The following is a 15,736-nucleotide window of genomic DNA, read 5'->3' as shown; positions in this document are numbered from 1 at the left end:
CGAACGCGCCCAGGCGGAGCAAGTGCCGCTCGGCGCCCACTCGGGCGGTCGGCCGGGTGGCCCCAGTGAGCCCGCCACGCACAGCACCTGAGACCGGAAATCTGCCTCTGCTCAAACGCTTGACCAAGGAATGGGGCGTCCTTACGCTCCTGGTCAAACGTTTGAGCAGAGGAGTCGCAGTGCCTCAAAGCGTGTTCTTCCGGCCGAGCGATGCCTGGGTCGGGGACGTCATCCCGTTCGAGCAGGACGGTGAGCTGTGGCTCTACTACCTGTACGAGCGGCGTGCCACGCCCAAGCCCGGTACCCCCTGGCACCTGGTCGTCACGCGGGACCTCGTGCACCTCCGGGACCACGGCGTCGCCCTCGCGCACGGGGCCGACACCGACGCCGACTTCAACGCCTACACCGGCAGCGTCGTACGCGACGCCGACGGTGTGCACCACCTCTTCTACACCGGTCAGAACCCGGCGAACACGGGCGCCGACGGCCTGCCGCTGCAACTGGTCATGCACGCCACGAGCGTCGACGGCATGCGGTCATGGCAGAAGCACCCCGCGCACACCTTCGGTGCTCCGGACGGCTACGAGAGTGCCGACTGGCGTGACCCGTTCGTCTTCCGCGACGAGCAGCGCGGAGTGTGGCGGATGCTGATCGCGGCCCGCCACCGCACCGGCCCGCGGCGGCGCCGCGGCGTCATCGCGCAGTGCGTGTCGAGCGACCTGGTCCACTGGGAGCCGACCGAGCCCTTCTGGGACCCCCGCCGGTACATCACCCACGAATGCCCGGAGGTCTTCCGGCTCGGCGACTGGTGGTACCTGGTGTACTCCGAGTTCTCCGACGCCTTCACCACCCGCTACCGCATGGCCAGGACCCCGGACGGGCCCTGGCTGGCGCCGGACCGCGACACCGTCGACGGGCGTGCCTTCTACGCCGCCAAGTCCGCGGAGCTCAACGGCCGCCGCGTCTTCGCCGGATGGATCGCCACCCGCGAGGGGGAGACGGACGACGGCGCCTGGCAGTGGGCCGGCACCCTGTCGCTGCTGGAGGCCGTACAGAACGACGACGGCACCCTGGCCTTCCGCGTCCCCGCGGAGATCGTCGCCACCTTCACCCAGGACGTCCCGGCCGGCCTGCCGCCGACCGCACTGGACGCCGCCGACGGGTTCGCCTGCGTGGTCGGCACCGCGCCGATGCCCGACCAGTACTACGTACGCGCGGAACTCGACATCGCCCCCGGCACCACCGAATGCGGACTGCTGCTGCGCGCGAGCGAGGACGGCGACCACGGCTACCTCGTCCGTCTGGAGCCGAAGCGGGGCCGCATGGTCCTCGACCGCTGGCCCCGCAGATCCACCGGCGAGGCGCAGTGGCAGATCTCCGGTGACGTGCCCTTCACGCTCGAACTCGAACGGCCCGCCGACCTCAGCGGTGCGTCGCACACGATCGAGGTGATCGTCGAGCACGACATCGCCGTGATCGTCCTCGACCGGCAGGTGTGCCTCAGCACCCGTCTGTACGACATGACGCACGACCGGCTCGGGATCTTCGCCGGCGAGGGCTCCGTGAAGGTCAGCGACCTCCAGGTGCGGCGACGCCCCTCCACCCCGTGACCCACCACACCGCGGAACTGTCCGAAGGGGGACAGCACATGACGAAGACGCGCAGGAATCGCTGGGCTGCGGGGCTGGCCGCTCTCGCCTTCACCGTCGCCGGATGCAGCGGCGGCGGCGGTGTCAGCCCCTCGCAGGTGGACCCCGAGGGGAAGGTCGAGCCGCGGGAGATCTCGTGGCTGCTGTCCCGGCCGGCGGACGGCGCGGTCATCAGGACCATGACCCGGATCGCCGACGAGTACGCCAGGACCCACCCCGGCTTCCGGCTGAAGCTGATCACGACCCCGGACCGGCCGTCGTACATCCAGAAGTACGAGACACTCGCCGCCGCGAACAAACTCCCCGAGCTGTTCGACACCGACGCCACGCCCTTCGCCCGCAAGCTCGCCGGCCAGGGCCGGATGATGGACGTCACGAAGCTGCTGCAGAGCCTCGGCCTGTACGGCACGTACCGCAAGGCCGCCCTGGACTACCAGCGCTTCGACGACGGATCGCTCTACATGATCCCCTTCGAGTACCAGCTGGAGTTCTTCTGGTACAACAAGGCCCTGTTCAAGAAGGCCGGCATCGACGTCCCGGCGTCGCTCGACGACTTCCCGGCCATGTGCACCGCGCTGCGCAAGGCGGGCGTCACCCCGATCGCCCTCGACGGGCAGGACCTGTGGCCGCTGGAGCGGTACGCGGCCTACCAGCCGTTCCGTGCCGTCGGCCAGTCCTATGTGCGGGACCTGAAGAGGAACAAGGCGAAGTTCAGCGACCCGGCCGGACAGAAGGCGGCGAACTGGCTGAGCGCACTGGGCAAGGCGGGCTGCTTCGCCCGGGGCTTCTCCTCCGTCGGCTACGCGGACGCCCAGAACCAGTTCACCTCCGGCAAGGCGGCCGTGTACAACATCGGCACCTGGGAGCTGGGCAGTCTCGCGACCACAAAACTGAACGCGGCCGTGCGCGAGGACATCGACTTCTTCACGCTGCCCACCACACGGGGTTCGGTCACCGCCGCCAACGAGTTCGTGTCCCCGTCCGGCATCGGGATGGCCGTCAACGCCCGCACCTACGACCCGCTCGTACGCGACTTCCTGAAGTTCGCGCTCACCACGTACCCGGCGGCGTACGCCGCGACCGGGGAACTGTCCCCGACCACGAACGCGAGGACGGCCGTACCGGCGAACGCCACCCCGTTGTACGCCCGCGCGGTCCAGGCGGCCGACGACATGGGATCCCGGTCGGCGATGCCCTGGGACACCCAGCTGGACCCCACCACGAACACCCGGCTCCAGCGCGAACTCGTCCTCCTCGTCCAAGGCGACGTCTCCCCGGTTGAGTTCACCTCGACGCTGGACGCCACCCTCGCCGAGAACGCGCCGAAGTACACCAAGTGACCCCAGCCGGCGGGCCCCGCAACGCTCGGACCTCCGCCCGGAAAGGCCGCCATGCTTCCCCACCGCTCCAAGACGTCGGTCGCCGTCTTTCTGCTCCCGCCGCTCCTCCTGTACGGCGCCGCGGTGCTGCTGCCGATCGCGCAGTCGCTGGTGCTCAGCCTGTTCTCCTGGGACGGCATCACCGACATGCAGTGCGTCGGGCTGTCGAACTACCGGCACCTGCTGGCCGGCGACCCGGTCTTCTGGACGACCTTCCTCAACCAACTCGGCTATCTGGCCGTCTGCCTGACCCTTCAGCTCGGCGGCGGCCTCGCCGCGGCCGCCCTGCTCGCCTCCCTCACCCGCGGCCGTGAAGTCCTCAAGGTCCTCTACCTGCTGCCCGCGGTGATCTCGACCCTCGCCATCGCTTTCCTGTTCCAGCGCATCTACGCGATGGAACCGGTCGGGCTGCTCAACGGCCTGCTGGGCGCCGTCGGCCTCGACTCCCTGGAACGCCCCTGGCTGTCCGACACGCACACCGTGCTCGCCGCGGTCTCCGCCCCGGAGGGCTGGCGGTTCGTCGGGCTCTACACGGTCATCCTGTACGCCGCCCTGCTCGCCGTACCGAAGGAGATCGAAGAGGCGGCAAGGCTCGACGGCGCGAACCGGTGGCAGGTCTTCGCCCGCATCCGCTTCCCGTACATCCGCCCGGTGTGGATCACCACCACCATCATGGCCGCCACCTACGCCCTGCGGGGCTTCGACATCCCCTATCTCCTCACCAACGGCGGTCCCGGGCAGGCCTCCGAGCTGGTCACCACGTACATGTACAAGACCGCCTTCACGAGCACGGACTTCGGCTACGCGAGCGCCATGTCGGTGTTCATCGTGATCGAGTGCCTGGTCGCCGTCGGTCTGATCCTGCTCGTCCTCAGGAGGAAGACCGTCTGATGTCCACGCAGACCTTCACCCGCACACGCCTCGCCCCCGTCCAGGAGGACCGCACGCCGGTGCCTTCCCGGGCGAGGCGCCGGCCCGACGTCCACCGGGTCCTCTCCCGGATCCTGGTCCTGGTCCTGGCCGTCGTCCAGGTCTACCCGCTGCTGTGGCTGTTCCTCACCAGCGTGCGCGACGAGCACGACTTCGCCACCGGCAATCCCTTCGGCCTGCCGACCTCGTTCACCCTCGACAACTTCGCGCGGGCGTTCGATCAGGGCGACCTCGGCGGGTACATCCTCAACAGCCTGATCGTCACCGCCGGGGCCGACGTACTGATCGTGGTGTGCGGCATGATGGGCGCCTACGCGATCGAGGTGCTCGGCTTCCGGTTCTCCCGCGCGGTGCGCGGCATGTTCCTGATCGGGATCATCGTGCCGGTGCAGATCGCGCTCGTGCCGCTGTTCATCGACTACACCAGGGTCGGCCTGCTGGACACCTACCCGTCGATGATCATCCCGCTGGCCGGCTTCTCGCTCCCGATGGCTCTCTACCTCTTCTCCTCGTTCTTCTCCTACATCCCGCGCGAGACCTACGAGGCTGCCTCGCTGGACGGCGCCGGCCCCTACCGGATCTTCACCAGGATCACGCTGCCCCTGTCCGTCAACACGGTCGTCACGGTGGTCATGGTCAACAGCATCTTCATCTGGAACGACTTCATCTTCGCGAATACGTTCGTCCTGTCCGAGGACCTCAAAACGATCCCCCTCGGCCTGCAGAACTACATCGGCGCCATGGGCAAGACCGACTGGACGGCGACCTTCGCCGCCGTATGCGTGACCGTGACCCCGCTCCTGCTTGTCTTCCTCGTGCTCAACAGGGCCATGATCTACGGGCTGGAGAGCGGCGCCAACAAGGGATGAGCGCCGGGCGGAGCGAAAGCGAGCGAGTGATGAACGAGCGGGACGACAGCACCCACCATGCCGTGACCATGAGAGACGTGGCCGAGGCCGCCGGCGTGTCGGTGTCCACCGTCTCGCACGTCGTGAACGACAAGAAGGGCGCACGCATCGGGAAGGAGGCCCGCGAGCGCGTCCTGCGTGCCGTGCGGGAACTGGGATACCGGCCCAACGCGATGGCCAAGGTGCTGGTGAAGGGGCATTCCCGGTTCCTGGGGCTCGTGGCCGACGCCATCGCCTCCACCCCGTTCGCGGGACAGATCATCCGCGGTGCGCAGGACGAGGCCTGGCGGCACGGCTATGTACTGCTCGTCGCCAACACCGAAGGCAACGAGGCGGCCGAGACGGAGGCCATCGCCATGATGCTGGAGCACAAGGTGCGCGGCGTGCTCTACTCGGCGTGGTACCACCGCGCGGTCGAGCCGCCGCCCGCGCTGGCCGAGACCGACTGCGTCCTGGTCAACTGCTTCGCCCCGGGCGGCGCACTGCCTGCCGTCGTACCGGACGAGGTCGCCGGCGGGCAGGAGGCGACGCGCATGCTGCTCGCCGCCGGCCATCGGCGGATCGCCTTCATCAACACCACGAGCCCCTCACCCGCCCACGACGGACGGCTGCAGGGCTACCGCCAGGCGCTCGCCGACGCCGGCGTGCCCTTCGACCCGAGCCTCGTCGTGGACGCGCAACCGGACCAGGAAGGCGGCTTCGAGGCGATCGGACCCCTGCTCGCCCAGGGCGCGACCGGCGTCTTCTGCCACAACGACCGGGTCGCCATGGGCGTGTACGACGGTGTGCGTGAGCGCGGCCTGCGCGTGCCGCAGGACCTGGCCGTCGTCGGCTTCGACAACCAAGACGTGATCTCCGCCCATCTGCGGCCCCCGCTGTCGACGGTGGCCCTCCCGCACTACGAACTCGGCCGGATGGGCGTTCGGGTCCTGCTCGGACTCGACCGCCCGGCGGACGACGGCCGCGTCGTCGTCGACTGCCCTCCCGTCCACCGCGCCTCGGTGACCGCCATCGCACCGGCGTGAACTTCTCCGCCCACCCCGTGGACGCAGCCCCGCACCAACGGGCCGTCCACCTGATCACACACGCGCCACCGCCCCCGCAGTCCGCCTTCGCTGTGCCCGAGCACCACCTGACAGGAAGGACCGCACCGTGCCCCACTCCCACCCGTCCCGTCGCACCGTCCTCCGGGCCCTGACCACCGCCGCGGTCATGGGCGCCACCGCACGTATCCCCGCCGCGGCGGCTGCCTCCCCCTCGCTGCGCGCCGTCTACCACATGACCCCGCCCTCGGGCTGGACCTGTGACCCGCAGCGGCCGGTCCACATCGGCGGCGCCTACCACCTCTACTACCTGCACAGCGACCAGAACAACGCCCCCGGCTGGTGGCAGCACGCGACGACGACCGACAACGTCACCTTCACCGACCACGGGGTCGCCATACCCCTGGGCCCCGACTTCCCCGTGTGGACCGGCTCAGGCGTGGTCGACACCGGCGACACCGCCGGCTTCGGCGCCGGCGCCGTCGTCGTCCTGGCGACCCAGCCCACCGGCGGCGACCGCTTCGACCAGGAGCAGTACCTGTACTACTCGACCGACGGCGGCTTCACCTTCACCGCCTACGGCCCACCCGTCATCGACAACCCCGACCACAGCGACTGGTTCCGGGACCCGAAGATCCACTGGGACGCGGCCAGGAACGAATGGATCGCCGCCATCGGCCGATGGCAGTCCATCTGGTTCTACACGTCGCCGAACCTGAAGAACTGGACGTACAGGTCGACGTTCACCTACGCCACCCCGAACATCGGCGGCATGGAATGCCCCGACCTGTTCGAGATGACCGCCGACGACGGCACCTCCCACTGGGTCCTCGCCGGCAGCACCCAGGGCGACTACAGCGGACTGCCCGACACCTACGCCTACTGGACCGGAACCTGGAACGGGACGACGTTCACCACCGACGGGGCGGACCCGCAGTGGCTCGACTGGGGCTGGGACTGGTACGCGGCCGTCACCTGGCCCGACGCCAACGCGCCGACCACCCGGCGGTTCGCCATCGCGTGGATGAACAACTGGCACTACGCAGCCCGCACGGTGCCCACCGACCTCACCGACGGCTACAACGGCCAGATGTCCGTCGTCCGTGAGCTGAGTCTCGCCAAGCAGCCGGGCGGCTGGTACACACTGCTCTCCCAGCCCGTGTCCACCCTGCACGACCATGTCGTCGACACCGTGCACCTCACCGACGTCACCACCTCCGGCAGAGTCGAACTGCCCTACCAGGGCTCGGCCTACGAACTCGAACTCGACATCAGCTGGCAGCAGCTCGACAACGTCGGCATCTCCGTCGGCAGGTCGGCCGACGGCACCCGCCACACCAACATCGGTGTCTTCCAGGGCAACGTCTACGTCGACCGGCGGCCCTCCGACCGCCCCGAGTACTCCTTCGGCGCCTACGGTCAGAGCAATGCGCCCATCGACCCCGCCGCGCGGTGGGTCCATCTGAAGATCCTGGTCGACAAGCAGAGCGTCGAGGTCTTCGTCAACGCCGGCCACACCGTGCTCTCCCACCAGGTGTACTTCGAGCCCACGGACACCGGCATCTCCGTCTACGCGGACGGCGGCAGCGCGACGTTCTCGAACATCACGGTCCGCGCCTTCACCTGACGCCCTTCCACACGTTCACGTGGTGATCAGCACCATGATCATGACGCCGTCGAGGGCGAGGCCCAAGCACAGGCGCGTCGACGGTGATGCCGTGCCGGGTCAGGTACCAGCCCCGGTACGCCACCCACAGCCCCGCGGCGCCGATCGCGGTGGCCACCGCGGCCACAGCGCCGTTGAACAGGGTGACGACCGCCAGGATGACGCCGCTCAGTCCGCCTTCGCGGATCCCGATGGTCAGGGCCAGGGCGGCGATCACCAAGGCGACGCTGAGGAGTCCCCACCTCAGGATGCTCCGCCTCCTCTCGGCCGGGGACTCGGTGAGGACGCGGGTGACGACCAGGCTTGAGCCGTCGACCACCGCGTCCTCCTCGCCGCGCTCGGGCAGGGCGCGGTTCACGGCTTCGGCGAAGACCCTGGCGGCTGCTTCGCTCACACCGCCGACCCTGCGGACGGCCGGCGTCGTCCCGGCCGCGGCGGTCAGCTCGACGGTGACGGACCGGCCGTCGGCGCGTACTCGTGCGATCGCCACCAGAGGAATGCGCAGCTCCTCGTTCGGGCGGCTCAGGATCAACGCCTCGCCGTTGGAACGGAGAACGGTTCCCCTGTTCCCCTGCAGGACGGGTATGGGCGATGTGATCGACATGAGCGTGATCGTAGAGCGTCTCCCGAGGCTCCGGCATCGCCGCAACCTGCGCCCGTAGCTGGATCAGACTACCGTCAGAACGATCTTGCCGGTGGTGCGGCCCCGTTCGCCGATCTCGTGCGCCTTCGCGGCGTCCGCCAGCGGCAGGACCGTCTCGACCACAGGCTTGAGCGCGCCGCGCTCCACGAGGGCGGCGATCTCTCGCAGTCCCAGGTGGTCCGGCTCGACCAGCATCCACGCCGCCCGCACTCCGTCCCGGGCGGCGGGGACGTCGTCCGGACCGGGCAGCGTGATCAGCCGGCCGCCGGTCCTGAGCACGTTCAGGGAGCGCTCGGCCGTCTCTCCGCCCAGGCCGTCCAGGACGACGTCGATGTCGCTCACGACATCCTCGAAGCGCACCGCGCGGTAGTCGATCATCTCGTCCGCGCCCAGCCGGCGCAGCAGGTCGTGCTTGCCGGCGCTGGCCGTGCCGATGACGTGGGCGCCGCGGGCCTTGGCGATCTGCACCGCGAGGTGGCCGACTCCGCCTGCCGCCGCGTGCACCAGCACGCGCACGCCGGGGCGCACGTCCGCCGTGTCCACCAGGGCCTGCCAGGCGGTGAGCGCGGCAAGGGGCAGCGCCGCCGCCTCGACATGCGTGAGTCGCGCCGGCTTGCGGGCGAGGTGCCGGGCCGGTGCCACCACATACTCGGCGTAGCCGCCGGCCTGGCGCGGGAACAGCGGCATGCCGAAGACCTCGTCACCGGGACGGAACACCCCCACGCCGGGCCCGACGGCCTCGACGATCCCGGACACGTCCCAGCCGACGGCCGGTACGGCGCCCCACTCGATGAGGCCGCCGCTGGCACGGGTCTTCCAGTCGACCGGGTTCACTCCGGCCGCGTGCACCCGCACCAGGACCTCACCGATCCCCGGCTCAGGGCGCTCGACCTCCCGCTCGACCAGGTTCTCGGGTCCGCCCCACTGCTCCACGACCACCGCACGCATGCTGTCTGTCTCTCTTTCCTACTCGATCGGCTCGACGCCGGGAGCTTCCCGGCGCGACGCAGACAACGATGGGACATGGGCAGCCGCCACAGCATTGGCCGTCTGGCCACTATGTGACAGGATCTGGCCATGACCGAGACACAGGGGATCGAGACGGACGCCGAGCGGGACCGGGCGCCGGGAGCGTCGCGGGCGCATCGGATCGCCGTACTCGCCCTGCCCGGCGTCCCGCCCTTCGAGCTAGGCATCCCCTCCCGCGTCTTCGGCAGTGCGCTGGACGCCGATGGCCGTCCGCTCTACGACGTCACCGTCTGCACCGCCGACGGTGCACCGGTTCCCAGCGACGCCGGCTTCACCGTGCATCCCGCGGAGGGACCGGAGGCCCTGACCCGGGCGGACACCGTGATCATCCCGCCCACGCACGCCATGCCCGAGCTCGGCCGAGGCGGCCCGCTGCCCCCGGAGGTCACCGCGGCCCTCGCCGGCATCCGGCCCGGCACCCGGCTCGTGTCCATCTGCACCGGCTCCTACGTGCTGGCGGCGGCCGGTCTGCTCGACGGCCGCCCGGCCACCACTCACTGGAACCTCGCCCCTCAGTTCCGCCGCGCCTATCCCAGGGTCAAGGTGGACGAGGACGTCCTGTTCGTGGACGACGGCGATGTGCTGACCTCCGCGGGCGTGGCCGCGGGTGTCGACCTGTGCCTGCACCTGATCCGGCGCGATCACGGCGCGGCCGCCGCCAACCGGGCCGCCCGCATGTGCGTCGTACCGCCGTGGCGGGACGGCGGGCAGGCCCAGTTCATCGACCGCCCGGTCCCCGAGCCCACCCTCGCCGGCACCAGTGCGACTCGTGCATGGGCAATGGAGCACCTCGGCGAGCCGCTCTCCCTCGCCCAGCTCGCCGCGCACGCCCGCATGAGCCTGCGCTCCTTCACCCGCCGCTTCCGCGACGAGGTCGGCATGACACCGGTGCAGTGGCTCACCGCCCAGCGCCTGGAACTGGCCAAGCAACTGCTGGAGACCACCGACCTGACGATCGACCTGGTCGCCCACCGCGCCGGCTTCGGCTCCGCGAACTCGCTGCGCGCGCACATGAGGACGGCCTTCGGGACCTCTCCCGCCGCCTACCGGCGCGCGTTCAACCCCCGCAGTGACCGCGGGATCGGTGGTTGATGCGCCGGGTGGGCGGCGTCCGTGCTCTGCAGCCGGAGCCTTCTCGGCCGGCGTGTGGGCGGGGGAGTGCGGGTCGGCGGCAATGCCGTCGCAGCGAGCCGGCGCGACCGCTCAGGCGAGCCGGGAGACGTCGGTGCACTATGGAGAGAGTCGCGCGTCGGTCGGTAGCTCGGTTCCGGCACCAGTGAAGGGACAGCCGAATGCAGCGAGACGACCTGCCCGCACCAGTCACCGGGATGCTCCTCACCCACTTCCTGACCGTGCGGGACGTGCCCCGTTCGCGCGCCTTCTACGCGGACGTCCTGGGCGGGACCGTGGTGCTGGAAGAGAATCCGTGCATCATCAAGCTCGCCAACGGCTGGATCATCATGAACCCCGGTGGCGGGCCGACGCCTGACAAACCCGATGTGACGCTGCAGCCACCCGAAGACGCCCACACCACATCGAGCTTCCTCAACATCCGCGTGGCCGACATTGACGCCTGCTACCGGGAGTGGAGCGCGAAGGGGGCCGAGTTTCTCACCCCGCCCATCGACCGGAAAGCCGAGCTGCGCTGCTATCTGCGCGATCCCGACGGATACCTCATCGAGGTCGGACAGGCCACCGGCATGCTGGAAGGGGTCTTCGCCGACCCGCCCGCCGGAACGACGTAGGCGGAGGCAGGCCCCGGCTCCCTGCGGGACACTGACCGGCGGACCGGGCTGACGGACTGCCGCAGTCAGCCATACGCTCCCCCTTTCCTTCAGTTCTTCGCCGGGACCAGCGGACCGAACGACGCCGCCGCGATGCGCTGGATCAGGGCCATCTCCGCGCCGTTGAGGTTCGTCGGGTCGACCGAGTAGACGATCTTGCGGGAGAGGTCCTTGGTGGCGAACACGCCGCTCGTCCAGCCGGGGCGGGAGCCCGTCTTGCCCCAGACCACGACGCCGTTGGACGCCGTGACCCGCATCAGCCCCATGGTCATGCAGGCCCGGCCGGCGTCGGCCTCCGTGCGGCACTGGCTGCTGTGACTGCTCGGGACGTCGGGGACCTCGAAGAGCTTGGCCTGCTGGGCCTGTGGGAGCAGACGCCCGCGGAAGAGTGCCGTGACGAAGCGGTCGAGGTCGGCGGGTGTGGAGATCATGCCGCCCTCGGCCCACGGCCAGGGGCTCTGCTCGGTGACGTCCACTCGCTGTATGGCGCCGTCCGGGGACTGGACCGTCAGATAGCCGTGGGAGTGTGGGCCGGGCAGGCGCGGGTCGTCGGCGTCGGGAACGTAGGTGTCGCGCAGGCCGAGCGGGCGCGTGATCCGGGTGCGCACTTCGTCGGCGAACGTGTGGCCCGTGACCCTCTCGATCAGCATGCCGGCGACGTAGTAGTTCATGCCGTTGTACTGCTGGGCCGTGCCTGGCGTGAACTGCATCGGCTGACCGGCCAACGTGTCGATCACCTGTTGCGGGGTGAAGCTCTTCAGCCGGTTGGCGGCGAACCACTCGGGGCTGCCGTCGCCGAACTCCGGGCTCGATCCGCCGCGCGGCAGGCCGCTGGTGTGGTTGAGCAGTTGGCCCACAGTGACGGGCGGCAGGTCGGCGGGCAGGACGCCCGGCAGGTACTGCTGGACGGGCCGGTCCAGGTCGATCCGGTGCTCGGCGGCGAGCTGAAGGACGATCGTGGCGGTGAACACCTTGGAGATGCTGCCGATCCGGATGAACGCGTTGGGCGGGACACCTTCCCCGGTCTCCAGGTCACCGACACCTGAAGTGCCCGACCAGTGGCCCGCTGAGCCGGTGATCCGCAGCAGCGCGCCGGTGACGTCCTCGTCCGGCAGGCCGCCGATGGCTGCCCGCAGCGCGGCCGGGTCCAGACGCGGCAACGGCGCGCTGGCGGCCGGCGGCGCCGATGTCACCCCAGGCCGCGACAGGGCGAGCGCGGGCGCGGCCGCCCCCGCGGCCAACGTCATGGCCAGGGCGCCGCAGGCGGCCGGGGTGATCCAACGGGTGCGACGGGTGGGACTGGTCACGTCGATGCCCTCCGGGTGCGTGGTAGTTCGGGCGGGTGATCACCCGCCCGACCACGAGTCTCCGCCACACGCCCGCTCCGGCTCATCGGGGAACGGCCCTGATCAAACCCCGGTCCGACCCTGAGAACCGGCGCTGAAACATCAGGGGCCGGGCGACGGATGGGCCGTCAGCTCAGCGGGGGCATCGACCTGTACCCGGGCATCCCGGTCTGCGACGGTTTGCTGAGCCCGCGTCACGGTCTCCGCAGCATTTTCCGGGAGCAGAGGAAGCCGTCGGCCCGCGCGCTCGGCGCCCGGGCGTGGCGGCGTCCCGGCTGCGGCCGCCGTCAGCCGGTGGCGAAGTCGCCCAGCTGAGTCCGGGTGCCGTTGAAGCGGTCGTGGTCGCCCACCGTCTTGCCGGTGGAGGTGTACTGCCACATGGTGTACGACGTCCAGCCCGCGGGGAGCGGTCCGGGCGTCGCGGCGTAGCGGGCGATCCACAGCGGGTTCTTCGCGCCGAAGCCCGAGTAGCCCCCGGTGCACTGGGTCCACCAGGCGGTGGCCGTGTAGATGACCGCGTCCCGGCCGGTGCGCGCCTTGTAGCGGGTCAGGAAGTCGCGGATCCAGCCGACCATCGCGCTCGGGGACTTGTCGTAGCAGGCGTCGCCGTACGGGTTCCACTCGATGTCGAGGACGCCGGGCAGGGTCCTGCCGTCCTTGGACCAGCCGCCGCCGTGGTCGACGAAGTAGTCGGCCTGGGCGGTGCCGCCGCCGGTGTCGGGGGTGGCGAAGTGGTAGGCGCCGCGGATCATGCCGGTGTCGTAGGAGCCGTTGTACTGCTGGGTGAAGTAGGGGTTGGTGTAGGAGGTCCCCTCCGTGGCTTTGGTGTACGCCCATCTGGCACCGCCGTCCCACAGGGCCGGCCAGTCGACGTCGCGCTGGTGGCTGGAGACGTCCACGCCCTCCGTCTGGGTGGTGCGGGCGGCGGGGGTGTCGTCGGAGGAGGCGTTGCCGCCGTCGTGCGCGAGGACGCCCATGCCCATGAAGGCGCTGCCTCGCTCGGGTGTCACCGGGTCGGCCAAGGGCAGCGCCGCCGGGGTGGACAGGGTCAGCAGCAGGCCGGTCAGCACGGTGGTGACGGCCAGGCGCGGGCCGCGGGGGCCGGCGGATATGGAAGGTCGCACGGCATCCATCTGACCCGCAGCCGGGCGGTACCGCATTCCGGATACCGCCCAACGATGCCGCGCCGGCGCGTGGTTGGTCCATATGGGTGGCCCGGTCACGGGGTGCGGCGGCCGTGACCGGGCCGGTGCGGGGTCGACCCTCGGTGGTGCCGGGTCAGCCCTCGATGCGGTGCTGGGACCAGAAGGAGGTCAGGTCCGTGCTCGTAGCGGCCTGGGCGGCGGCCTTGAACTCGGCCGTGGTGGACACGCCGTACCAGTGCGCCGCCGCGTAGTCCTTCAGCAGCTTGGCCATGGCGGTGTCACCGAGGACGCGGCGCAGGTCGTGCAGGGCGCACTTGCCGTAGCCGTAGACGACGGTGGAGTAGCGGGAGGAGTGCGTGTCCCAGTAGGCCATGGAGTTGGTGATCTTCTCGCTGCTGGATGCCCAGGAGACGCCGCTCCAGCAGTTGCTGCCCGTCTTGCCGAGGGCGAGGTCGGTGGCGTAGTCGGTGAACGACTCGTCCAGCCAGGGGCTGTTGTACTCGTCGTCGCCGACGATGCCGTACCACCACTGGTGGCCGATCTCGTGGGTGAGGGCGGTGGTGCTGACCAGGTCGAGGACGAAGCCGGGGTACTCCATTCCGCCGAACCAGTAGTTGTTGTCGATCACCGCGTCCAGCTCGCCGTAGGGGTAGGCGCCGAACCGGGAGGCGTGGGCGTCCACGGCCGACTTGGCCGTGCTGAGCATCGACTGGGCACTGGAGGAGCTGATGCCCGAGACGGAGTAGACGTTGATGGGGACACCGGCCGCGGAGGTGCCGGAGATCTTCGTGAAGGGCCCGGCGGCCCAGGCGAAGTCACGGACCTTGGCCGCGGTCGCGGTGGTGACCGTACGGCCGCTGGAGCCGGGGGTGTCGGTGGAGGTGCCGGTGGCCGGGACCAGCAGGCTGCTGGGGTGGTCCAGGGTCACCTTGAAGTCGGCGGCCAGGGAGTAGAAGGACTCGCCGTTGTTCGTGTACGGGTCCAGGTGCCAGCCGGCACTGTCGCGGACCGCGAGGACCGGCAGGGCGTTGCCGATGAAGCTGTAGGCGCCGTCGTGGCCGAAACGGTCGGCGCCGCTGGGCACGGTGATGCCGAGGTCGAAGCCTATGGTGGCGCTCTGGCCCTGGTTCAGCGGGCTCGGCAGGTCGATCTTCAGGGCGGTGCAGCCCACCGAGAGGGCGCCCGCGGTGCCGCCGGTGACATTGCTGACCCGGATGGGCATCGCGTCACAGGTGCCGTGGTAGTTGTCCCACAGTCGCAGATACACCTCGGTGAGCGCGGTGGCCGAGGCATTGGTGAAGCTGACGCTCTCGTGCCCGCTCCAGACGGTGCCGCTCGTGTCGCTGCTGAGGTTCGCCGTGTAGGAGGGGGCCGCGGGGGTGCGGGTGGCGTCGGTCGTGGGCGGGGTGGTGTCGCCGGAGGTGGCGAGGGCGATGTCGTCCAGGACGAAGCTGGTCTGGAGGCTGGAGTCCTCGGTGCCGGTGAAGGACAGGCTCACGGTCTGGCCGGCGTACGCGGAGACGTCGAGCGACTTCTGCACATAGCCGGTGGTGGCCTGGAGGTTGGAGTATGTGGCCAGCGTGGTGGCGCCGATCTTGGCGGTGAGCTTGTCGTAGGCGACGGACGAGGTCGTCTCGTCCGTGTCGATGTGCAGCCAGAAGGTGAGGGTGGCGGTGGCGCAGCCGGCGGGGATGGTGACGCTCTGGCTGAGGGTGTCGGTGTGGGTGCTGCCGACTCCGTCCAGCCAGGCGTAGCTGCTGCCGCCGTGGGCGCTCTGGCCGGAACGGCTGGTGATCACCGTGGACGAGGACTGACTCCACGGTGAAGTGCCGCTCTCGAAGCCGCCGTTGGTGACCACCTGGGTGGGAGTGCAGGTGGCTGCCGCGCTGTGCCGCGCGGTCGGCTGGGCGGCGGCGGGGGTGGTGGGGAGGGAGAGGGCGGTCAGCGCGGCGACAGTGAGCGCGCCGGCGCCGAGGGCTCTGTGGGGGGTCGGTCTCACACGCTACTCCTTTGTGGCGGCCGGGATTCCGGCCTGCTCGAAGACCGCCCGGCCGGCTGGGGTATGCCGGGGCGGCCACGGACGGTGCTTGCGTGGTCGGTACGGTCAGCCGGCGGCACCCTCCTGGGTCAGGGGCGCACGCCGGCTGCCGAAAGAGTGACAGATTTGACTGGTCCATGCCAGGAGTGCGCCGTGGGCAGAACCGGTGGAGCCGT

13 protein-coding genes are annotated in these 15,736 nt (G+C 70.1%); 8 read left to right on the top strand and 5 right to left on the bottom strand.

The genetic code is table 11. The features are described from left to right. Positions 1–179 precede the first annotated feature (179 nt). The 6 genes from C3489_RS05720 (at position 180) to C3489_RS05695 (ending at position 7,536) form a co-directional block, all read left to right on the top strand. Positions 180–1,610: a family 43 glycosylhydrolase gene (locus tag C3489_RS05720; RefSeq protein ID WP_103780526.1), complete on the top strand. Its 1,431-nt coding sequence runs from the start codon at positions 180–182 to the stop codon at positions 1,608–1,610. A 38-nt stretch (positions 1,611–1,648) separates the two neighbouring features. Continuing rightward, on the top strand, positions 1,649–2,989 hold the full coding sequence (locus C3489_RS05715) for an ABC transporter substrate-binding protein (RefSeq protein WP_103780729.1): 1,341 nt from the start codon (positions 1,649–1,651) through the stop codon (positions 2,987–2,989). 51 nt (positions 2,990–3,040) lie between these two features. Then, a complete protein-coding gene (locus C3489_RS05710) occupies positions 3,041–3,919 on the top strand; it encodes a carbohydrate ABC transporter permease (protein WP_103780524.1) in 879 nt (292 codons plus the stop codon). Beyond that, on the top strand, positions 3,919–4,827 hold the full coding sequence (locus C3489_RS05705) for a carbohydrate ABC transporter permease (protein ID WP_103780523.1): 909 nt from the start codon (positions 3,919–3,921) through the stop codon (positions 4,825–4,827). The genes C3489_RS05710 and C3489_RS05705 overlap by 1 nt, the downstream gene beginning before the upstream one ends. A 68-nt stretch (positions 4,828–4,895) precedes the next feature. Next, a complete protein-coding gene (locus C3489_RS05700; RefSeq protein ID WP_258054575.1) occupies positions 4,896–5,891 on the top strand; it encodes a LacI family DNA-binding transcriptional regulator in 996 nt (331 codons plus the stop codon). A 127-nt stretch (positions 5,892–6,018) separates the two neighbouring features. Beyond that, complete coding sequence (locus C3489_RS05695; protein ID WP_258054574.1) at positions 6,019–7,536, top strand: glycoside hydrolase family 32 protein; 1,518 nt, start codon at positions 6,019–6,021, stop codon at positions 7,534–7,536. Here the strand turns inward: C3489_RS05695 and C3489_RS05690 are convergent. Further along, complete coding sequence (locus tag C3489_RS05690; RefSeq protein WP_103780519.1) at positions 7,529–8,179, bottom strand: hypothetical protein; 651 nt, start codon at positions 8,177–8,179, stop codon at positions 7,529–7,531. The two genes, C3489_RS05695 and C3489_RS05690, sit on opposite strands and share 8 nt — an antisense overlap. Positions 8,180–8,242: 63 nt before the next feature. Then, a complete protein-coding gene (locus C3489_RS05685; RefSeq protein ID WP_103780517.1) occupies positions 8,243–9,166 on the bottom strand; it encodes an NADP-dependent oxidoreductase in 924 nt (307 codons plus the stop codon). A 129-nt stretch (positions 9,167–9,295) separates the two neighbouring features. Between C3489_RS05685 and C3489_RS05680 the strand changes: the two genes are divergently transcribed. After that, the gene (locus tag C3489_RS05680; protein WP_103780515.1) at positions 9,296–10,339 is read left to right on the top strand and encodes a GlxA family transcriptional regulator; all 1,044 of its coding nucleotides are present in this window, start codon (positions 9,296–9,298) and stop codon (positions 10,337–10,339) included. A gap of 200 nt (positions 10,340–10,539) precedes the next feature. Further along, positions 10,540–10,992: a VOC family protein gene (locus C3489_RS05675; protein ID WP_103780513.1), complete on the top strand. Its 453-nt coding sequence runs from the start codon at positions 10,540–10,542 to the stop codon at positions 10,990–10,992. Positions 10,993–11,081: 89 nt separating this feature from the next. Here C3489_RS05675 and C3489_RS05670 read toward each other — a convergent pair whose 3' ends face one another. From C3489_RS05670 to C3489_RS05660, 3 genes are all read right to left on the bottom strand, one after another. Further along, complete coding sequence (locus C3489_RS05670) at positions 11,082–12,338, bottom strand: serine hydrolase (protein WP_258054573.1); 1,257 nt, start codon at positions 12,336–12,338, stop codon at positions 11,082–11,084. 326 nt (positions 12,339–12,664) lie between these two features. Then, complete coding sequence (locus C3489_RS05665) at positions 12,665–13,510, bottom strand: lysozyme (RefSeq protein WP_103780511.1); 846 nt, start codon at positions 13,508–13,510, stop codon at positions 12,665–12,667. 145 nt (positions 13,511–13,655) lie between these two features. Then, positions 13,656–15,521 carry a M1 family aminopeptidase gene (locus C3489_RS05660; RefSeq protein ID WP_103780509.1) on the bottom strand — a complete coding sequence of 622 codons (1,866 nt, stop codon included), beginning with the start codon at positions 15,519–15,521 and terminating at the stop codon, positions 13,656–13,658. Between the last annotated feature and the right edge of the window lie 215 nt (positions 15,522–15,736).

The sequence above is a fragment of the Streptomyces sp. Ru71 genome (assembly GCF_002920535.1).
In the GTDB taxonomy this organism is placed as follows: domain Bacteria; phylum Actinomycetota; class Actinomycetes; order Streptomycetales; family Streptomycetaceae; genus Streptomyces.
Note: the sequence above shows the minus strand (reverse complement) of the source record. Positions and strands in the feature narration are given on the sequence as shown.